The sequence below is a fragment of the Cytobacillus sp. OWB-43 genome (assembly GCF_034651445.1).
Taxonomy (GTDB): domain Bacteria; phylum Bacillota; class Bacilli; order Bacillales; family Cytobacillaceae; genus Cytobacillus; species Cytobacillus kochii.
Window position 1 is genome coordinate 33698 of record NZ_JAYEFF010000010.1, and the last position, 19641, is coordinate 53338.

The 19641-nt window shown below is 40.2% G+C and carries 34 protein-coding genes; all 34 read right to left on the reverse strand.

Going from position 1 to position 19641, the window contains the following annotated elements; genetic code table 11:
- Positions 1–18: 18 nt before the first annotated feature.
- A complete protein-coding gene (gene rplM / locus U9M49_RS21615; protein ID WP_095371192.1) occupies positions 19–456 on the reverse strand; it encodes a 50S ribosomal protein L13 in 438 nt (145 codons plus the stop codon).
- Positions 457–659: 203 nt separating this feature from the next.
- Positions 660–1421: a tRNA pseudouridine(38-40) synthase TruA gene (gene truA, locus U9M49_RS21620; RefSeq protein ID WP_322910607.1), complete on the reverse strand. Its 762-nt coding sequence runs from the start codon at positions 1419–1421 to the stop codon at positions 660–662.
- A gap of 9 nt (positions 1422–1430) precedes the next feature.
- Complete coding sequence (locus U9M49_RS21625; protein WP_095371194.1) at positions 1431–2228, reverse strand: energy-coupling factor transporter transmembrane component T family protein; 798 nt, start codon at positions 2226–2228, stop codon at positions 1431–1433.
- Positions 2228–3094, reverse strand: a complete 867-nt coding sequence (locus U9M49_RS21630) for an energy-coupling factor ABC transporter ATP-binding protein (protein WP_095371195.1) — start codon at positions 3092–3094, stop codon at positions 2228–2230. Before U9M49_RS21630 ends, U9M49_RS21625 begins: the two co-directional genes overlap by 1 nt.
- Positions 3070–3909: an energy-coupling factor ABC transporter ATP-binding protein gene (locus tag U9M49_RS21635; RefSeq protein ID WP_289435098.1), complete on the reverse strand. Its 840-nt coding sequence runs from the start codon at positions 3907–3909 to the stop codon at positions 3070–3072. Before U9M49_RS21635 ends, U9M49_RS21630 begins: the two co-directional genes overlap by 25 nt.
- A gap of 407 nt (positions 3910–4316) precedes the next feature.
- A complete protein-coding gene (locus U9M49_RS21640; protein WP_322910600.1) occupies positions 4317–5186 on the reverse strand; it encodes a hypothetical protein in 870 nt (289 codons plus the stop codon).
- 536 nt (positions 5187–5722) lie between these two features.
- Entirely contained in the window at positions 5723–6085 is a 363-nt protein-coding gene (rplQ, locus tag U9M49_RS21645; protein ID WP_095371198.1) for a 50S ribosomal protein L17, read from the reverse strand.
- A 52-nt stretch (positions 6086–6137) separates the two neighbouring features.
- Positions 6138–7082: a DNA-directed RNA polymerase subunit alpha gene (locus U9M49_RS21650; protein ID WP_095371199.1), complete on the reverse strand. Its 945-nt coding sequence runs from the start codon at positions 7080–7082 to the stop codon at positions 6138–6140.
- 170 nt (positions 7083–7252) lie between these two features.
- Positions 7253–7642: a 30S ribosomal protein S11 gene (gene rpsK / locus U9M49_RS21655; RefSeq protein WP_095371200.1), complete on the reverse strand. Its 390-nt coding sequence runs from the start codon at positions 7640–7642 to the stop codon at positions 7253–7255.
- A gap of 22 nt (positions 7643–7664) precedes the next feature.
- A complete protein-coding gene (gene rpsM, locus U9M49_RS21660) occupies positions 7665–8030 on the reverse strand; it encodes a 30S ribosomal protein S13 (protein ID WP_095371201.1) in 366 nt (121 codons plus the stop codon).
- 21 nt (positions 8031–8051) lie between these two features.
- Entirely contained in the window at positions 8052–8165 is a 114-nt protein-coding gene (gene rpmJ, locus U9M49_RS21665) for a 50S ribosomal protein L36 (protein WP_003156543.1), read from the reverse strand.
- A 35-nt stretch (positions 8166–8200) separates the two neighbouring features.
- Positions 8201–8419 carry a translation initiation factor IF-1 gene (gene infA / locus U9M49_RS21670; RefSeq protein WP_095371202.1) on the reverse strand — a complete coding sequence of 73 codons (219 nt, stop codon included), beginning with the start codon at positions 8417–8419 and terminating at the stop codon, positions 8201–8203.
- A gap of 296 nt (positions 8420–8715) precedes the next feature.
- Entirely contained in the window at positions 8716–9462 is a 747-nt protein-coding gene (gene map / locus U9M49_RS21675) for a type I methionyl aminopeptidase (RefSeq protein ID WP_251163144.1), read from the reverse strand.
- Positions 9462–10112: an adenylate kinase gene (locus tag U9M49_RS21680; protein WP_095371204.1), complete on the reverse strand. Its 651-nt coding sequence runs from the start codon at positions 10110–10112 to the stop codon at positions 9462–9464. The genes map and U9M49_RS21680 overlap by 1 nt, the downstream gene beginning before the upstream one ends.
- A 56-nt stretch (positions 10113–10168) precedes the next feature.
- Positions 10169–11464, reverse strand: coding sequence for a preprotein translocase subunit SecY (secY, locus tag U9M49_RS21685; RefSeq protein ID WP_095371205.1), 1296 nt, complete (start codon positions 11462–11464; stop codon positions 10169–10171).
- Positions 11464–11904, reverse strand: a complete 441-nt coding sequence (gene rplO / locus U9M49_RS21690; RefSeq protein WP_095371206.1) for a 50S ribosomal protein L15 — start codon at positions 11902–11904, stop codon at positions 11464–11466. The genes secY and rplO overlap by 1 nt, the downstream gene beginning before the upstream one ends.
- Positions 11905–11938: 34 nt before the next feature.
- Positions 11939–12121 carry a 50S ribosomal protein L30 gene (gene rpmD, locus U9M49_RS21695; protein WP_095371207.1) on the reverse strand — a complete coding sequence of 61 codons (183 nt, stop codon included), beginning with the start codon at positions 12119–12121 and terminating at the stop codon, positions 11939–11941.
- 13 nt (positions 12122–12134) lie between these two features.
- Complete coding sequence (gene rpsE, locus U9M49_RS21700; RefSeq protein WP_095371208.1) at positions 12135–12635, reverse strand: 30S ribosomal protein S5; 501 nt, start codon at positions 12633–12635, stop codon at positions 12135–12137.
- Between the two features lie 23 nt (positions 12636–12658).
- On the reverse strand, positions 12659–13021 hold the full coding sequence (gene rplR / locus U9M49_RS21705) for a 50S ribosomal protein L18 (protein ID WP_095371209.1): 363 nt from the start codon (positions 13019–13021) through the stop codon (positions 12659–12661).
- A gap of 32 nt (positions 13022–13053) precedes the next feature.
- Complete coding sequence (gene rplF / locus U9M49_RS21710) at positions 13054–13593, reverse strand: 50S ribosomal protein L6 (protein WP_095371210.1); 540 nt, start codon at positions 13591–13593, stop codon at positions 13054–13056.
- Positions 13594–13624: 31 nt separating this feature from the next.
- The gene (rpsH, locus tag U9M49_RS21715; RefSeq protein ID WP_095371211.1) at positions 13625–14023 is read right to left on the reverse strand and encodes a 30S ribosomal protein S8; all 399 of its coding nucleotides are present in this window, start codon (positions 14021–14023) and stop codon (positions 13625–13627) included.
- Positions 14024–14052: 29 nt separating this feature from the next.
- Positions 14053–14238: a 30S ribosomal protein S14 gene (gene rpsN, locus U9M49_RS21720; protein ID WP_009499044.1), complete on the reverse strand. Its 186-nt coding sequence runs from the start codon at positions 14236–14238 to the stop codon at positions 14053–14055.
- Positions 14239–14263: 25 nt separating this feature from the next.
- Entirely contained in the window at positions 14264–14803 is a 540-nt protein-coding gene (rplE, locus tag U9M49_RS21725; RefSeq protein ID WP_095371212.1) for a 50S ribosomal protein L5, read from the reverse strand.
- Positions 14804–14829: 26 nt separating this feature from the next.
- Entirely contained in the window at positions 14830–15141 is a 312-nt protein-coding gene (gene rplX, locus U9M49_RS21730) for a 50S ribosomal protein L24 (RefSeq protein ID WP_095371213.1), read from the reverse strand.
- A 36-nt stretch (positions 15142–15177) separates the two neighbouring features.
- On the reverse strand, positions 15178–15546 hold the full coding sequence (gene rplN / locus U9M49_RS21735; protein WP_095371214.1) for a 50S ribosomal protein L14: 369 nt from the start codon (positions 15544–15546) through the stop codon (positions 15178–15180).
- Between the two features lie 41 nt (positions 15547–15587).
- Positions 15588–15851 (reverse strand): 30S ribosomal protein S17, encoded by a 264-nt coding sequence (gene rpsQ, locus U9M49_RS21740; RefSeq protein ID WP_095371215.1) that lies wholly within the window; start codon positions 15849–15851, stop codon positions 15588–15590.
- Positions 15852–15872: 21 nt separating this feature from the next.
- A complete protein-coding gene (gene rpmC / locus U9M49_RS21745) occupies positions 15873–16073 on the reverse strand; it encodes a 50S ribosomal protein L29 (RefSeq protein WP_009336588.1) in 201 nt (66 codons plus the stop codon).
- Positions 16063–16497, reverse strand: coding sequence for a 50S ribosomal protein L16 (rplP, locus tag U9M49_RS21750; protein ID WP_095371216.1), 435 nt, complete (start codon positions 16495–16497; stop codon positions 16063–16065). The genes rpmC and rplP overlap by 11 nt, the downstream gene beginning before the upstream one ends.
- A gap of 1 nt (position 16498) precedes the next feature.
- Positions 16499–17155, reverse strand: coding sequence for a 30S ribosomal protein S3 (gene rpsC, locus U9M49_RS21755; protein WP_095371217.1), 657 nt, complete (start codon positions 17153–17155; stop codon positions 16499–16501).
- Positions 17156–17158: 3 nt separating this feature from the next.
- Positions 17159–17500 carry a 50S ribosomal protein L22 gene (gene rplV, locus U9M49_RS21760; protein WP_095371218.1) on the reverse strand — a complete coding sequence of 114 codons (342 nt, stop codon included), beginning with the start codon at positions 17498–17500 and terminating at the stop codon, positions 17159–17161.
- 18 nt (positions 17501–17518) lie between these two features.
- A complete protein-coding gene (gene rpsS / locus U9M49_RS21765) occupies positions 17519–17797 on the reverse strand; it encodes a 30S ribosomal protein S19 (protein ID WP_095371219.1) in 279 nt (92 codons plus the stop codon).
- Positions 17798–17857: 60 nt separating this feature from the next.
- Complete coding sequence (gene rplB / locus U9M49_RS21770) at positions 17858–18688, reverse strand: 50S ribosomal protein L2 (RefSeq protein WP_095371220.1); 831 nt, start codon at positions 18686–18688, stop codon at positions 17858–17860.
- Between the two features lie 28 nt (positions 18689–18716).
- Positions 18717–19001 carry a 50S ribosomal protein L23 gene (gene rplW, locus U9M49_RS21775; protein ID WP_095371221.1) on the reverse strand — a complete coding sequence of 95 codons (285 nt, stop codon included), beginning with the start codon at positions 18999–19001 and terminating at the stop codon, positions 18717–18719.
- Positions 19001–19624: a 50S ribosomal protein L4 gene (gene rplD, locus U9M49_RS21780; protein ID WP_095371222.1), complete on the reverse strand. Its 624-nt coding sequence runs from the start codon at positions 19622–19624 to the stop codon at positions 19001–19003. Before rplD ends, rplW begins: the two co-directional genes overlap by 1 nt.
- Positions 19625–19641: the final 17 nt, after the last annotated feature.

Genomic DNA, 19641 nt, shown 5'->3' on the forward strand with positions numbered 1-19641 from the left:
ATAACCTCCCCTAATTAATTATCCACGAAGTTCGTAAACTTCTGGTTGTTGTGCTTGGTGCGCATGTTCGCTACCAGCGTAAACATGTAATTTTTTAAACATTTGACGACCAAGAGAGTTCTTTGGAAGCATGCCTTTAATAGCAAGCTCTAACATGCTCTCAGGGTAGTTTGTACGCATTTCATTAGCAGTTCTAGTTTTTAAACCACCAGGGTGCATGCTGTGGCGGTAGTAAATTTTATCAGTAAGCTTCTTACCAGTTAATTCGATCTTAGAAGCGTTCAAGATAATTACATGATCACCAGTATCCACATGTGGTGTATAAGTTGGTTTATGTTTACCACGTAGAATTGATGCTACTTCACTAGCAAGACGTCCAAGAGTTTTGCCTTCAGCATCAACTACGTACCATTTACGTTCGATATTGTTTGCATTCGCCATAAACGTTGTACGCATCGGTTTTCCCTCCTAAATTAAATCCATTATAATCATTTTTGGTTTCATATATTCTTACACAATAAGATTCCGGGGCTTATCGTGGTTTTAATAATAATACCATATGCTATAATATAACTTTACCAGCTGATTGTCAAGTCGATGTTACACCTGGATTAGTTGTTTTAAGAATTTTTTCTCGCAAATCCAGCAAATGACGCTCTTTACTTATCATTAGCAATATTTTCATCGTAATAGACTTGCCATAAATACAGGCCATGACCAGGTGCCGTTTTCCCAGCAAAGATACGGTTTTTCTTCGCTAAAATCTTCTCTATTTCATGTGGCTCTCGCTCGCCCTTACCAACCTCAAGTAAGGTCCCCATTAAGATGCGAATCATATTATAAAGAAACCCGTTACCAACAAAACGGAACAGTAGCTCATCATCATGTTCCTCAATATAAATCCCATAGATGTTCCGCACGCGATCTTCCACTTCAGACCTTGCTGAACAAAAGCTTGTAAAGTCATGTTCTCCTAATAAATACGGGATGGCTTTGCGCATACATTCCACATCTATTGGAAAGGAATACTGATAAGCATAATGCCGCAAAAAAGGGTTGCTTTTCTTCGTGCGTATTAATCGGTAGCGATACTCCTTACCTATAGCATGATATCGCGCATGGAAGTCCTCTGCTACATAGGCCGCTTCCTCTACTACAACATCATTCGGCAGAATAGAATTCAATGCAGCTGGCCACCGCTCCTCAGGCAACTGCAAAGGACTATCGAAGTGAATTACTTGACCCACCGCATGAACACCAGCGTCCGTGCGGCCAGAAGCAACAACTTTCACTTCACTGCCCTTATGCAGCTTCGTAAGTGCTGTTTCTAGCTCCCTCTGGACAGTCCGTTTATTCGGTTGTACTTGATAGCCCGCAAAGCCTGTGCCATCGTAAGCGATAATACATTTGATTCTCATGATTTGCCCTCTTTATGTTCTAAATATAATTAACAATATCGTTAAAGCCAAAAGCAATAACAACATCAATGTATCAATTCCGCTCCACACAAGCTTACGATACCTTGTCCGTCCATCGCCTCCACGATAACCACGTGCCTCCATTGCTGTGGCAAGCTCCTCTGCTCGTTTAAATGAACTCACAAACAGCGGAATCAGTAGTGGAATAATGGCCATCACACGGTCTTTTACAGGGCCTGAGGAGAACTCCACGCCTCTTGCTGATTGTGCCTTCATAATTTTATCTGTTTCCTCCATGAGCGTCGGAATAAACCTTAAGGCGATAGACATCATTAGGGCGAGCTCATGCACCGGAAACTTCAACTTCTTAAGTGGGCCTAACAAACTCTCTAAACCGTCTGTAATCGCAATAGGGGCTGTTGTTAACGTTAGGATCGATGTGATTAAGATTAATAGGAAAAAGCGTAAAGAGATAAAAATCCCTTGTCTCAAGCCTTCCTCGTAAACTTTAAACCATCCTAATTCAAAAATAATCGGTCCTTCTCTTGTTAAAAAGATATGCATCAAGAACGTAAAAATAATCAAAATGAAGACGAGTTTTAAGCCGCCAAATACAAAGCGCATCGGCACTTTCGACATCGCTAGCATTAATAAGGTATAGACAACAAGGGCACCATACGTAATCGCATTATTAGCGATAAAAACAACACATACGAATAAAAGAACGATAATGAGTTTGGAACGCGGGTCCATTCGGTGAATCACTGAATCAGCTGGAACATAGCGTCCAAAAATCATTTTTTCCATCATTAGGCTTCACCTCTCTTTAAAAAGCGAGGCATTTCTTGACTGATTTCCTCTATTGTTAAGCATGTTTTAGCAAACTTATAGCCGAATGTTTTCTCTAGCTTTTGCTGGAACTTCACAACCTCTGGTACGTCTAAGCCCATTTTTATCAATTGCTCCGGGTCAGAGAAAATCTCGAGTGGTGTGCCCACTTTATAGACTTCACCTTTATGCATAATAGCAATCTTATCCGCATAGCGTGAGGCATCCTCCATACTATGCGTTACAAGAATCGTAGATAAATTCCGCTCTTTATGAAGCTGATAAAACATATCCATAATTTCTTTGCGCCCACGAGGATCTAAGCCAGCTGTTGGTTCATCAAGCACAATGACATCAGGATGCATCGCTAATACACCAGCAATGGCAACTCGGCGCATTTGTCCACCAGAAAGATCGAACGGCGATTTTTGTAAAATCGACTCATCTAGGCCCACTTGTTTAATTGCTTCATGCGCTCGCCTTTTTGCTTCTTCTTCATTCACACCGAAATTCATCGGACCAAAACAAATATCCTTCTCTACAGTTTCTTCAAATAGTTGATGCTCAGGAAATTGAAACACAATCGCTACTTTTTGGCGTATCGCTTTTAAGCCCTTCTGTTTCTTTTCAGAAGTAATCGTTCTCTCACCAATAACAACTTCGCCCGCTGTAGGTTTCAGTAATGCATTTAAATGTTGTAGGACGGTCGATTTCCCAGAACCAGTATGTCCTATTAAAGCGAGAAATGTGCCTGATGGAATATCTATAGACACATCTTGAATCGCTAATCTTTCAAACGGCGTATTGACCTGATAGCGATATTCTACATTTTTGAGTGAGATGTCCATAATTCTTCCACCAATTCTTCTTCAGATAAATGATGCTTAGATACTGGGATATTTAAGCCTTTTAACATTTTGCTCATTTTCACAGGGAATGGAATATCAAGTCCTAACGAAATCAACTCTTCATCTAATTGGAAAATATCTTCCGGACTACCTTCCCGATAAAGCTGTCCTTTATTCATCACAATCATGCGATCAGCCTTTGCTGCTTCTTCTAAATCATGTGTGATGGAAATAACAGTCATTTCTTGCGATGCTTTTAACTGCCTAATCGTCTCTAACACCTCTTCACGACCACGCGGGTCTAACATAGAGGTCGCTTCGTCCAAGACAATGATATTTGGCCTAAGCGCTAGAACCCCTGCAATGGCCACACGCTGCTTTTGGCCACCTGATAAATGGTGCGGCTCTTGATCAAGAAACTGTTCCATTTTCACACTCTCCAGCGCGTTATGGACACGCTTAATCATTTCCTCTCTCTCGATGCCGTGATTTTCTAAACCAAAAGCCACATCATCCTGTACAGTCGTACCAACAAACTGGTTATCGGGATTTTGAAAAACCATCCCAATTTTATCTCGTATGTCCCAAACCGTTTCTTCTGATAGCAGCAAACCATCTACCGTAATACTGCCTTCCTTGGGGAAATTCAAGCCATTTAAAAGCTTAGCCATCGTTGACTTGCCTGATCCATTATGACCAACAATCGCCAACCATTCCCCTTCATATATATCAAACGTCACATCTTTCAACGCATAATCCGCATTCTCATCATATTTAAAAGAAAGATTCCTTATCTGTACGAGGGAATTCTTCATACTCATCTACTCCTCTCCAACCTCTGCTGCTCTCAACTCTACTAAAAACAAACCTAAAAATCTAACGTCTAAATTTTATTAGAAAACTGTGCGATTGGCAAGCCTTTAAGGCGACGACAGAGACCTAGTTGCTCTTATACTTCGTTCTTTCTTTTGACAGGCCTCATAGCTATTATTCTTCTCTGCTTGTCAAAAGATAATTGCTCTGAAGTGATTGAAAAATGGGCGATTGGCAAGCCCGTTAAGACGATGACAGAGTCTTAGTTGCTCTTATACTTCACTCTTTCTTCTAACTCACTTCATCGCTATTCTTCAATGCTATCAATAGGTCACGGCTCTGAAGTGATAGAAAACCAATTCTTAATCGTACTAATATCACTGGCTTGCATTCAGAATGGTGAATGTGTTTATTTATTCTTTATGCACAAGTCTTGCTTCTTTACTAGTTTTTGCGCAATTCCAATGTTTACGCGTAATTCCTTGGTTTTCTTTGCCACCTTTTGCGCGATTCCACCCTTTACGCGCAATTCCTTGGTTTTCTTTACTACCTTTTGCGTGATTCCATCATTTACGCGCAATTCTTTAGCTTTCTTTACTACTTTTTGCGCGCTTTCACCCTTTACGCGCAATTCTTTAGCTTTCTTTACTACTTTTTGCGCGCTTCCATCGTTTACGCGCAGTTCCTTAGCTTTCTTTACTACTTTTTGCGCGCTTTCACCCTTTACGCGCAATTCCTTAGCTTTCTTTACTACTTTTTGCGCGCTTTCACCCTTTACGCGCAATTCCTTAGCTTTCTTTACTACTTTTTGCGCGTTTCCATCGTTTACGCGCAATTCCTTAGCTTTCTTTACTACCTTTTGCGCGTTTCCACCTTTTACGCGCAGTTCTTTGTCTTTCTTTACTACTTTTTGCGCGTTTCCATCGTTTACGCGCAATTCCTTAGCTTTCTTTCCTACCTTTTGCGCGCTTTCACCCTTTACGCGCAATTCCTTAGCTTTCTTTCCTACCTTTTGCGCGCTTTCACCCTTTACGCGCAATTCTTTAGTTTTCTTTACTACCTTTTGCGCGTTTCCACCTTTTACGCGCAGTTCTTTGTCTTTCTTTACTACCTTTTGCGCGATTCCACCCTTTACGCGCAATTCTTTGCCTTTCTTTCCTACCTTTTGCGCGATTCCACCCTTTACGCACAATTCTTTGCCTTTCTTTCCTACCTTTTGCGCGCTTTCACCCTGTGCATGCAGTTCTTCACTTTCCCCATATCTTTTACGCGTTTTCACGTATATAAGTAATTCTTCTTTTTTCCCTTACCTGTATGCGCACCGACCATACATACCCACGTACTCTGCCACTAATTATGCTATTGAATAAGGAGTTACAAAAATTCTATTAACTAAAACTTAGGGGCAAAACAAAAATTTCTCTTTATATAATAAAAAAGCCGCCATTATTGATGGCGAGCTACTATGTATATGGAGTTCTATCCTATCTGCAACTATCTCCATAACAAAGGCTCATTAATAATTGCCTTGGCAATGGTTGTTTTTAAAAAAGCCTGCATCCTCATCCTAGTAATACAGGCATTCCTGTATGGACGAGTAAAGCAAATGGATGAAGATGCAAAGAGCTAGACGTAACACCTCAATATTACGGATGTCCATCGTAACACTCAAAATGGTTTTGCTCATTGGCTTTAGGGGTATCCCTATTTAAAGAAAGAGGGCATTGAATAAGTTCCAATGAAACCATTCAGGCGCCCTCAATCTGCACATGAATCCCAAAGGTTAGGTTATCCTAATCTAAGAAGATACGTTTATTATACTAATTCGATGATTACCATTGGTGCTGCGTCGCCACGACGAGGACCGATTTTCATAATACGAGTGTAACCACCTTGACGCTCTTCATAACGAGGAGCAATATCACTGAACAATTTTTGAACAGCATCTTGGTTTTTCTCAGCATCAGCTACTTCATGACGAACATATGCAGCTGCTTGGCGACGAGCGTGAAGATCTCCACGTTTACCAAGAGTGATCAATTTTTCAACTACTGAACGAAGTTCTTTAGCACGAGCTTCAGTTGTTTCAATACGCTCATTGATGATTAAATCTGTTGATAAGTCACGTAGCATCGCTTTACGTTGAGCGCTAGTGCGTCCTAACTTTCTGTATCCCATGAAAGTTTCCCTCCTTTGTTGAAGTCATTAAAGGCTAGATTTCAAAAGACAATCAGTCGTCTTTACGCAAACCTAATCCAAGCTCTTCTAGTTTATGTTTTACTTCCTCTAGAGACTTCCTACCTAAGTTACGTACTTTCATCATATCCTCTTCAGTTTTATTAGCTAACTCCTGAACAGTGTTAATGCCTGCACGTTTTAAGCAGTTGTATGAACGAACAGATAAATCTAGTTCTTCAATTGTCATTTCAAGGACTTTTTCTTTTTGGTCTTCTTCTTTTTCAACCATAATTTCAGCATTTTGAGCTTCATCAGTTAAACCAACAAAGATATTCAAATGCTCAGTTAAGATCTTCGCTCCAAGTGCAACTGCATCTTGAGGGCCAGTACTTCCGTCAGTCCAAACATCAAAAGTCAATTTATCAAAATTACTCAATTGACCAACACGAGTATTCTCAACTTGATATTGTACGCGTGAAACTGGCGTATAAATAGAATCAATAGGAATTACACCGATTGGTTGATCTTCTTTTTTGTTTTGAACAGCTGGTGTATAACCACGACCACGTTTAGCAGTTAGACGCATATGCAAATGACCATTTGAACCAAGAGTAGCAATATGAAGATCCGGATTAAGAATCTCTACATCACTATCATGTGTTACATCTGCAGCAGTAACTACACCTTCGCTTTGAACGTCAATTTCTAATGTTTTTTCTTCATCAGAATAGATTTTCAATGCGAGCTTTTTAATGTTTAAAATGATAGATGTTACATCTTCTACGACGCCTTCAATTGTTGAGAACTCATGAAGTACCCCATCAATTTGGATCGAAGTGACAGCGGCACCTGGGAGTGAGGATAATAGGATACGACGTAAGGAGTTACCCAAAGTTGTTCCATATCCACGCTCAAGTGGTTCTACGACGAACTTACCATACTTAGCATCATCGCTGATCTCAACCGTTTCGATTTTTGGTTTTTCTATTTCGATCATCAAAATACACCCTCCTTCAAAACGTCGAAACCCCGGTTTATTAACCGAAATTCCCCCATGTATACGTTCCCGTTTTGTGCACAACAACTGGAATAATAAATACTGTATAATTCATTTACTTTGTATCATATCCCATTATAGACAGGGATTCAAAAGTTTATACAGATTAATTATACACGGCGGCGTTTTGGTGGACGACATCCGTTATGTGGTACTGGAGTAACGTCTCTGATAGCAGTAACTTCTAGACCAGCAGCTTGTAATGCACGAATAGCAGCTTCACGACCTGCACCAGGTCCTTTAACTGTTACTTCTAAAGTTTTCATACCATGTTCCATAGATGCTTTCGCAGCTGTTTCAGCAGCCATTTGCGCAGCGAAAGGAGTCGATTTACGAGAACCTCTGAATCCTAGCGCACCAGCACTTGACCAAGAAAGAGCATTACCATGAGAATCAGTGATAGTTACGATTGTATTATTGAATGTTGAACGAATATGTGCAATTCCGCTTTCAATATTCTTTTTGACACGACGTTTACGTGTATTAGTTTTACGAGCCATTTTAAGAACCCTCCTTTACCGATTATTTCTTTTTGTTCGCTACAGTCTTACGAGGACCTTTACGTGTACGAGCATTGTTTTTAGTATTTTGTCCGCGAACAGGTAAGCCACGACGGTGACGAAGACCGCGGTAGGATCCGATTTCCATTAGACGTTTGATGTTAAGTGATACTTCACGACGAAGGTCACCTTCAACTTTTAATGAATCGATTTGCTCACGAATTTTGTTTAATTCATCTTCAGTAAGATCGCGTACACGAGTATTCTCGTTTACACCAGCTTCTGCTAGAACTTTTTGAGCAGTTGTTTTACCAATACCATAGATATAAGTTAATGAGATTACTACACGTTTTTCACGTGGTACATCTACACCTGCAATACGTGCCACTATATGCGCACCTCCTTCAAATTAGCCTTGTTTTTGTTTATGTTTAGGGTTTTCACAGATAACCATTACTTTACCTTTTCTGCGGATGACTTTGCACTTTTCGCAGATCGGTTTAACTGATGGTCTTACTTTCATTATCCTAACCTCCTTAGTAGTACGGAGTGCAATGATTATTTAAAACGATAAGTGATTCTTCCGCGAGTTAAGTCATAAGGAGAAAGCTCAACTGTTACTTTATCCCCTGGTAAAATACGAATGAAGTGCATGCGGATTTTACCGGAAACATGAGCTAAAACTGTATGACCGTTTTCTAATTCTACCTTAAACATTGCATTTGGCAAAGTGTCTATGACTGTGCCTTCTACTTCAATTACATCATCTTTCGCCACTAAACAAGTCTCCCTTCCATAAAATCATATACGAAATATATCAAATGCTTTCCCAAGCATGTAGATATTCTTTGCTAAAAGGTTCGCAGAATAACACATTCGGACATTCCGATACATAATCTCATAGGTCGCGTAATCAATGCAAGCTTTATGAGCTAATAATCATCTTACTCAAAACAAATGATTTTAAACATATACACAACAACCTTCTGATTATAACATAAAAAGAGTTTGACGTCTCCTTATAGTAAAAAGAAAAATGAGTTAGAAACGGAGTATTTTAGAAAAGCCTACTGTTATTTTACAGTAAGTATTTCATAACCAGTTTCAGTAATGGCTATTGTATGTTCGAAATGGGCACAACGCTTACCATCGACTGTTACGACTGTCCATTGATCGGATAGCGTTGATACATATCTACTACCGATATTTACCATCGGTTCGATAGCTAATACCATACCTGGTTTTAATAGAGGCCCTTTATTCGGGGGACCAAAATGTGGAATCTGTGGTTCCTCATGTAAGTCTTGCCCTACCCCATGTCCGACATATTCTCGTACAATGGAAAAGCCTTTGCTTTCCGCATATGTTTGGATTGCATGAGAGATGTTCGATAAGCGTACACCTGGCTTTGCTTGTTTTAAGCCTTCATATAATGACTGCTCAGTAACTTCAAGCAATGCTTTTGATTGTTCATCAATTGCCCCTACTGCGTAGGTCCAGGCAGAATCACCGTGATAACCGTTATATTTTGCACCTATATCAATACTGATGATATCACCATCGTTTAAGCTGTTATCATCAGGAATCCCGTGAACTAGCTTTTCGTTCACAGATGTACATATACTACCTGGAAAACCGTTATATCCTTTAAAAGATGGGACGGCCCCACATTTGAGAATAAAAGCCTCAGCAAGACGATCTAATTCTCTTGTCGTTATTCCCGGAGTGATATGCTTTTGTAATTCCTCATGTGTTAAAGCGACAATTCTACCAGCTTCTCGCATAATATCGATTTCACGTTGAGTTTTGCTTATGATCATTATTGTAAGCCTCTTAAAAGACTATCTAGATCAGTAAATACTTTACCAATTTCTTGTTGACCGTTAATGTTACGTAAATAGCCTTTATTTTCATAGAAATCAAGCAAAGGTTTTGTTTGCTTAATGTTTACGTCAAGTCTATTTTTAACAGTTGCTTCATTATCATCTTCACGTTGATATAATTCACCACCACAGCGGTCACATTCGCCCTCTTTAGTTGGAGGATTAAATACAAGATGATATGTTGCCCCACAAGATTTACATATTCTGCGGCCAGTTAGCCTTTCCATCAAAATCTCTTGATCTACATCAATGTTAATAACGTAATCAATTTTTCTTGATAGATCAGAAAGAATATTTTCTAAAGCATCCGCTTGAGCAACGGTTCTAGGGAAACCATCTAAAAGAAAACCTTTTTCGCAATCGGGTTTACCAAGACGTTCTCTAACAATACCAATTGTTACTTCGTCTGGCACAAGTTCACCTTTATCCATAAAAGACTTTGCTTCTAAACCTAGAGCAGTTTCTTCTTTGATCGCTGCACGGAACATGTCTCCAGTAGAGATATGCGGAATACCGTACTTTTCAACAATTCTTTCTGCTTGTGTACCTTTACCGGCACCAGGGAGCCCCATTAATACAAGATTCAAGTGAATTCCCCCCTATTCTATTAGGTTTGAGGGAACAATCGTCCCCTTAAACCTTTCTATTTGATAAAACCTTTATAATGACGTTTAACTAGCTGAGACTCTAACTGTTTGTAAGTATCAAGAGCAACACCAATCACGATTAGTAAGCTCGTTCCACCGATTTGAGCAGTTTCTGGTAGCCCTGCAACATTAATGAAGAACATTGGAATGATTGCAATCGCTGTTAAGAAAAGAGCACCAACAAAAGTTAAACGATATAAGACTTTAGTTAAATATTCCTGCGTGTTTTTACCAGGACGGATGCCCGGTACATAACCACCTTGATTCTTCAAGTTCTCAGAGACTTTCTCTGGGTTTACTTGAATGAATGCATAGAAATATGTGAAAGCAATTATTAATGCAGCATAGATGACCATACCAATTGGCTCAGTATAATCAAATATCTTCTGGATCCAACTCGTTACACTATTCGATTCAAAAAAGCCTGCAATCGTTCGTGGTGTAATGATAAATGAAATCGCAAAGATAACAGGGATAACACCTGCAGCATTTACTTTTAAAGGTAAATGAGTGTTTTGAACACCTACTGGCGTCTTACCTGCTGATGCACGTTTTGCATATTGTACTGGAATTTTTCTTAATGCCTGTTGGATAAAGATTGTTCCAACTACAATAGCAATAACCGCAAGCACGATAAGTACAAGGGTTACGATACGTAGGAATAATTGATCTCCAGCACCTTCAATTTGCTGCGCATAAATTTGGTTAGCGATGGAAGGAATACCGGCAACGATTCCAGCGAAGATAATAATAGAAATACCATTACCAACACCTTTTTCCGTAATTTGCTCCCCTAACCACATTAAAAAAGCAGTTCCTGCAGTTAATACTGTAGCAATTAATAAATAAGAGCCAATACCCGTATTTTCAATTAACATGCCACCAGCAAGATTATTAAACCCATAAGACATACCAAGAGCTTGGATAAAACCAAGCACGATAGTAAAGTATCGTGTAAACTGAGCTAGTTTACGACGACCTGCCTCACCTTGCTTAGCCCATTCCGTAAATTTCGGCACAACGTCCATTTGTAGTAACTGAACAATGATTGATGCTGTAATATACGGCATGATTCCCATCGCAAGAATTGAGAAGTTTAATAACGCACCGCCACCAAATACATTCAAGACACCAAATACACTCATTTGATCCTGTGATTGTAAAATTTGTGCATTCACCCCTGGAACGGGGATAAATGTGCCGATGCGAAATACAATTAACATTAATAGGGTGAAAATAATCTTTCTTCTTATGTCACCCACGCGCATAAAATTGGAGATTGTCTGAAGCATTAGATCACCTCGGCTTTACCGCCGGCAGCTTCGATTGCTTCTTTAGCCGCAGCAGAGAATTTATGAGCTTTAACTGTAAGCTTTTTCTCTACGTTGCCTTTAGCAAGAACTTTAATTCCTGCTTTTTCGTTACTTACAACACCCGTTTCAATAAGAAGCTCTGGAGTAACTTCCGCTCCATCTTCAAAACGATTAAGTGCGTCAAGATTAACTACCGCATATTCTTTACGGTTAATGTTAGTGAATCCGCGTTTTGGTAAGCGTCTGAATAAAGGTGTTTGACCACCTTCGAATCCAGGACGTACGCCGCCGCCAGAACGAGCATTTTGACCTTTATGTCCCTTACCAGCAGTTTTACCGTTACCTGAACCAATACCGCGACCTTTGCGTTTACGTTCTTGACGTGAACCTTCTGCAGGTTTTAATTCATGAAGTTTCATGTTGGCACCTCCTTATTTTGTAGAAGATCGAAAATTATTTTTCAGTTACCGTTACAAGATGAGCAACTTTATTAATCATACCACGGATGGCAGGATTGTCTTGGTGCTCAACTGTTTGGTGCATTTTGCGTAATCCAAGAGCTGTGACTGTTTGGCGTTGGTCCTCAGGGCGACCAATCACACTGCGAGTGAGGGTAACTTCTAGTTTATTCGCCATTTGATTTCCCTCCTTATCCTAACAGTTCTTCTACTGATAAACCACGTAACTTAGCTACGTCTTCAGCACGTTTTAATTGTTGTAAACCATCTAGTGTTGCGCGAACCATGTTAATTGGTGTGTTTGTACCCAATGATTTAGAAAGGATATCGCCTACACCCGCTAACTCTAGTACCGCACGAACTGGTCCACCAGCGATAACTCCTGTACCTTCATATGCAGGTTTTAGAAGAATTTCGCCAGCTCCGAAGTGACCGATTACTTCGTGAGGAATTGTTGTTCCAACCATAGGAACTTCAATTAAGTTTTTCTTCGCATCTTCAATTGCTTTGCGAATAGCTTCTGGTACCTCTTGAGCTTTACCTGTACCAAAGCCAACGTTACCGTTTTTATCTCCAACTACTACAAGAGCAGAGAATCTGAAACGACGTCCACCTTTAACAACCTTAGCTACACGGTTTACCGTAACTACGCGCTCTTCAAGTTCAAGTTTGTTTGGATCAATACGACGCATTCTATATGTCCCTCCTTTGTCTATTAAAATTCTAACCCGTTTTCGCGAGCAGCATCTGCTAACGCTTTAACACGACCATGATATAAGTATCCTCCACGGTCAAATACGATTGATTTCAATCCTTTTGCTTCCGCACGTTTAGCGATTAATTCGCCGACTTTAACAGCCGCATCAACGTTGCCTGTAGCTTCAATACTAGCTTCTTTGTCTTGTGTAGACGCGCTAGCAAGAGTTACTCCGTTCACATCGTCAATTAATTGTGCATAAATGTGTTTATTTGAGCGATACACATTTAGACGAGGACGAGCCGCAGTGCCAGAAAGTTTAGATCTTACGCGAGCGTGTCTTTTCTTACGCACTGCATTTTTATCAGCCTTCGTAATCATTTCGGTCACTCCTTTCGTTTAGCTATGCAGCATTACTTACCTGTTTTACCTTCTTTACGACGAACATATTCTCCTTCATACCTAATACCTTTTCCTTTGTAAGGTTCTGGAGGACGAACGTCACGAATGTTAGCCGCTAAAGCGCCTACACGTTCTTTACTTGCACCTTTTACTACTACTTTCGTATTAGCTGGTACTTCGATTTCGATACCTTCTTCAGGTTCGATTTCAACTGGGTGAGAGTATCCAACGTTCAATACAAGCTTTTTACCTTGTTTTTGGGCACGGTAACCGACACCGATAAGTTCTAAGCCTTTTTCGAAGCCTTTAGATACACCTTCAACCATGTTAGCGATCAATGCACGAGTTGTACCATGAAGCGCACGGTGCTCTTTTTGATCAGAAGGACGCACGATGTTGATTACGTTCTCTTCGATGTTAATTGCGATATCTTTATTAAAAGTGTGAGAAAGCTCACCTTTAGGACCCTTTACGATAACGTGATGATTTTCATCAAGCGTTACTGTTACTCCACTAGGGATTTCAATTGGTTTTTTACCTATACGGGACATTTATTGCACCTCCATTCTTTCTGAAACTATATTACCAAACGTACGCTAGTACTTCTCCGCCTACTTGTTTCGCGCGAGCTTCTTTGTCTGTAAGAACGCCTTGAGAAGTAGAAACGAGTGCGATACCAAGACCGTTAAGAACGCGTGGTACCTCATCAGCTTTAGCATAAACACGAAGACCAGGTTTACTGATACGTTTTAAGCCTGTGATTACACGTTCATTTTTTGCACCGTATTTTAAGAAAATGCGGATAATGCCTTGCTTGTTATCTTCGATAAACTCTACATCACGTACGAAGCCTTCACGCTTAAGGATTTCAGCAACTTCTTTTTTAATATTAGAAGCAGGAACTTCTAATTTTTCGTGACGAACCATGTTCGCATTACGGATGCGAGTTAGCAAATCTGCAATTGGATCTGTCATGACCATTGTTTTTACCTCCTTCCCTAACTTTGGGTTTACCAGCTAGCTTTTTTAACGCCAGGAATTTGTCCTTTATATGCTAATTCACGGAAACAAATACGGCAAAGCTTAAATTTACGGTATACAGAATGTGGACGTCCACAACGTTCGCAACGTGTATATTCTTGTACCTTGTATTTAGGCGTGCGTTTTTGTTTCGCAATCATTGACTTTTTAGCCACGTTTTCGCCTCCCTCTAATTAACGATTACTTTTGGAATGGCATTCCAAATTGTGTTAAAAGTTCACGAGCTTCTTCATCAGTATTGGCAGTTGTTACGATAACGATATCCATACCACGAACTTTGCTTACTTTATCGTAATCGATCTCAGGGAAGATCAATTGCTCTTTAATACCAAGTGTGTAGTTTCCGCGTCCGTCGAAAGACTTTTTAGAAATACCACGGAAGTCACGTACACGTGGAAGAGAAACAGATACTAATTTATCGAAGAATTCGTACATGCGTTCTCCACGTAAAGTAACTTTCGCTCCGATTGGCATACCTTCACGTAAACGGAAGCCAGCGATTGATTTTTTCGCGCGAGTGATAACAGGTTTTTGACCTGCGATTTGTGTTAATTCCTCAACAGCATTATCTAATGCTTTAGAGTTTTGCACAGCATCACCCACACCCATGTTGATAACGATTTTTTCAAGTTTTGGTACTTGCATTACTGATTTATAGTTAAACTTGCTCACAAGAGCAGGAGTAATTTCTTTTACATGTTTTTCTTTTAGGCGGTTCATCGATTGTACCTCCCTTCTTCATTGATCTATTTATCTAAAGATTCACCTGATTTTTTTGCTACACGCACTTTTTTCCCATCAACCGTTTGATAGCCTACGCGAGTTGGTTCACCAGATTTAGGGTCAACCGGCATAACGTTTGATACATGAATAGGTGCTTCTTGGCTAAGGATTCCACCTTGAGGATTCAAGTTAGATGGTTTAGCGTGTTTCTTTACGATATTAACACCTTCTACAAGAACGCGTTCTTGTTTTGGGTAAGCAGCAAGAATAACGCCTGATTTGCCTTTATCCTTACCAGAGATGACCATTACTTTATCACCTTTTTTTACATGCATCTGTGTGCACCTCCTTAAAGGCATTTTGTTTAATTTTTATAGTACTTCTGGAGCTAATGATACGATTTTCATGAAGTTGTTCTCGCGTAGTTCACGAGCAACTGGTCCAAAGATACGTGTACCACGAGGACCTTTATCGTCACGAATAATTACACATGCGTTTTCATCAAAACGGATGTATGTGCCATCTTTACGACGAACGCCGCTCTTTGTACGAACGACAACAGCTTTAACAACATCACCTTTTTTAACAACGCCACCTGGTGTTGCTTGTTTCACTGTGCAAACAATTACATCACCGATGTTGGCAGTTTTACGGCCTGATCCACCTAAAACTTTAATTGTAAGTACTTCACGAGCACCAGAGTTATCAGCAACTTTTAAACGTGATTCTTGTTGAATCATCTGTGTAACCTCCCTTCGGGATCAAACATATTTCCGAACAATTAGATAATAACTGCTTTCTCAACAACTTCAACTAGACGGAAGCGTTTAGTCGCAGATAATGGGCGAGTTTCCATGATACGAACGATATCGCCGATTTTTGCTTCATTTTGCTCATCATGAGCTTTAAACTTTTTAGAGTACTTTACGCGTTTGCCGTATAATGGATGCTTTTTGTATGTTTCGACTAAAACAGTAACAGTTTTATCCATTTTGTCTGAAACAACGCGTCCAGAGTATACTTTGCGTTGGTTACGTTCACTCATTGTGCGAACCTCCTCTCAATATCACTTGCTAAAACCAATTTCTCTTTCACGGATAACAGTTTTCATACGAGCAATTGCTTTACGCACTTCACGGATGCGAGCTGTGTTTTCCAGTTGTCCAGTCGCCAATTGAAAGCGTAGATTAAAAAGCTCTTCTTTTAATGATTTAACTTTTTGTTCTATTTCGGCAGTGGTAAGGTCACGAATTTCATTAGCTTTCATTTGATTCACCACCAATTTCTTCTCGTTTTACAAACTTACATTTAACTGGAAGTTTGTGTGCTGCAAGACGTAGAGCTTCACGAGCGATCTCTTCAGATACACCTGCAATTTCGAACATTACTTTACCAGGCTTAACAACTGCAACCCATCCTTCAGGAGCACCCTTACCAGAACCCATTCGGACTTCAAGAGGCTTAGCAGTGTATGGCTTATGCGGGAATATTTTAATCCAAACTTTACCGCCACGTTTCATGTAACGAGTCATTGCAATACGGGCAGATTCGATTTGACGGTTAGTGATCCAAGAAGCATCTTGAGCTTGTAGACCATATTCACCGAATGTTACTTCAGTACCACCTTTTGCTTGACCGCGCATTTTTCCACGGTGTACACGACGATATTTTACGCGTTTTGGCAATAGCATATTATTTGCCTCCTTCCCCATTATTCTTCTTTGTAGGAAGCACCTCTCCACGATAGATCCATACTTTTACGCCTAACTTACCGTAAGTCGTATCTGCTTCTGCTGTAGCATAATCAATGTCAGCACGAAGAGTATGAAGTGGTACAGTTCCTTCGCTATAAGATTCAGAACGAGCGATATCAGCACCGCCAAGACGTCCAGATACCATTGTTTTGATACCTTTAGCTCCTGCGCGCATAGCACGTTGAATAGTTTGTTTTTGAGCACGACGGAATGATACACGGTTTTCCAATTGACGAGCAATGTTTTCCGCTACTAATTTCGCGTCGATGTCAGCTTTTTTGATTTCAAGAATATTGATGTGAACACGTTTGCCAGTAAGTGCGTTAAGTGCTTTACGCAACGCCTCTACCTCAGTACCACCTTTACCGATAACCATTCCTGGTTTTGCAGTATGGACTGTGATATTTAAGCGATTAGCTGCACGTTCGATTTCTACTTTAGAAACAGATGCATCGCTTAAGCGTTTTGTGATGTACTCACGAACTTTCAGGTCTTCGTGTAAAAGATCAGCGTAGTCTTTACCTGCGTACCATTTTGACTCCCAATCACGGATGACACCGATACGCAAACCGACTGGATTTACTTTTTGACCCACAGATTATCCCTCCTTCTTTTCTGATACAACGATTGTGATGTGACTTGTGCGTTTGTTGATTGCGCTAGCACGACCTTGTGCGCGTGGACGGAAACGTTTTAAAGTTGGTCCTTCGTCAACAAATGCTTGCTCAACTACTAAATTATTAACATCCATTTCGTAGTTGTGCTCTGCGTTAGCTAGTGCAGATTTTAATACTTTTTCTACGATTGGAGAAGCAGCTTTTGGAGTTAAATTTAAAATCGCTACCGCTTCACCTACTTGCTTACCTCGAATTAAATCTACGACTAAACGAGCTTTACGAGGAGCAATACGAACTGTTCTTGCAACAGCTTTAGCTTGCATTATAATGCCCTCCTCTCATTAACGTCTTGTTTTCTTATCATCATTACCATGGCCTTTGTATGCACGTGTTGGAGCAAATTCTCCAAGCTTGTGGCCTACCATATCTTCAGTAACATAAACAGGCACATGTTTGCGACCATCATACACTGCGATAGTGTGTCCGATGAATTGTGGGAAGATCGTAGAACGGCGAGACCAAGTCTTCACTACTTGCTTGCCATCAGTTTCATTTAACTTTTCGATCTTTGTCATTAAATGTTCGTCAACAAAAGGTCCTTTTTTTAAGCTGCGACCCATGATTGAACCTCCCTTCGTGATTGTTCTACGGCCCGTCTTTGGAACCGTAGTTCAATCCCGTTATTTTTTACGACGACGTACGATAAATTTATCAGATTGATTGTTTTTCTTACGTGTTTTGTATCCAAGAGTTGGTTTACCCCAAGGAGACATAGGTGATTTACGACCGATAGGAGCTTTACCTTCACCACCACCGTGTGGGTGATCGTTAGGGTTCATAACAGATCCACGTACAGTTGGGCGTTTACCTAACCAACGAGAACGACCGGCTTTACCGATGTTAATCAATTCGTGTTGTTCGTTACCAACTTGACCTACAGTAGCGCGGCAAGTAGCAAGAATCATACGAACTTCACCAGAGTTTAAACGTACTAATACGTATTTACCTTCTTTACCAAGTACTTGTGCACTTGTTCCAGCAGAACGTACCAACTGTCCACCTTTACCAGGTTTAAGTTCGATGTTGTGGATTACAGTACCCACAGGAATGTTTGTAAGTGGTAATGCATTACCTACTTTGATATCTGCTTCAGGACCAGACATTACTTCTGCGCCTACTTTAAGAGTCTTAGGAGCTAGGATGTAACGCTTTTCTCCATCTACATAATTAATTAGTGCAATGTTAGCTGAGCGGTTTGGATCATACTCGACTGTAGCAACGCGACCTGGTATTCCATCTTTGTCACGTTTAAAGTCGATGATACGATATTGACGTTTATGACCGCCGCCTTGATGACGAACTGTCAACTTACCTTGGTTGTTACGGCCACCTTTGCGCTTTACTGGAGCAAGCAAAGATTTTTCTGGTTTGTCTGTAGTGATTTCTGCGAAATCAGATACCGTCATGCCGCGACGACCATTAGAGGTAGGTTTGTATTTTTTAATCGCCATTTCATTTCCCTCCTCTTCTTGTTAGAAATTAAGCTTCAAAGATTTCGATTTCTTTGCTGTCAGCAGTTAGTTTAACAATCGCTTTACGGCGTTTGTTTGTATAACCACCGAATTTACCCATGCGCTTGAATTTACCTTTGTAGTTCATGATGTTCACTTTTTCAACTTTTACATCAAAGATTTCTTGAACAGCATCTTTAACTTGAGTTTTATTAGCTCTTACATCAACTTCAAAAGTATATTTTTTGTCAGCCATGATGTCAGTAGAACGTTCAGTGATAACGGGGCGCTTAATGATATCGCGTGCATCCATTATGCAAGCACCTCCTCTACTTTTTCGACCGCTTGCTTAGTCATGATCAATTTATCATGATTTAAAACGTCTAATACACTGATTCCGTTAGCAGTAACAACTGTTACTCCAGGGATGTTACGAGCAGATAATGCTACGTTTTCATCGATGTCTGCAGTTACGATTAATGCTTTAGAATCTACAGAAAGACCTTTAAGTAGACCTTTAAAGTCTTTTGTTTTTGGAGCTTCGAAAGATAGTGTTTCTAATACTAGAATGTTCTCTTCCGCAACTTTAGTAGATAACGCTGATTTGATAGCTAAGCGACGAACTTTTTTAGGTAATTTATAGCTATAGCTGCGTGGTACAGGACCAAATACAGTACCGCCTCCGCGCCATTGTGGTGAACGAATTGAACCTTGACGAGCACGACCTGTGCCTTTTTGACGCCATGGTTTACGTCCTCCGCCAGCTACTTCAGAACGAATTTTAGTTTTATGAGTTCCTTGACGTAGAGAAGCTCTTTGCATAATAACAGCTTCAAACATCACGTGGTTGTTTGGCTCGATACCAAAGATTGAGTCGTTCAGCTCAATATCGCCAACTTGTGAACCACTTTGGTTTAATAATGCAACTTTAGGCATTCTTACTTCCTCCTTTC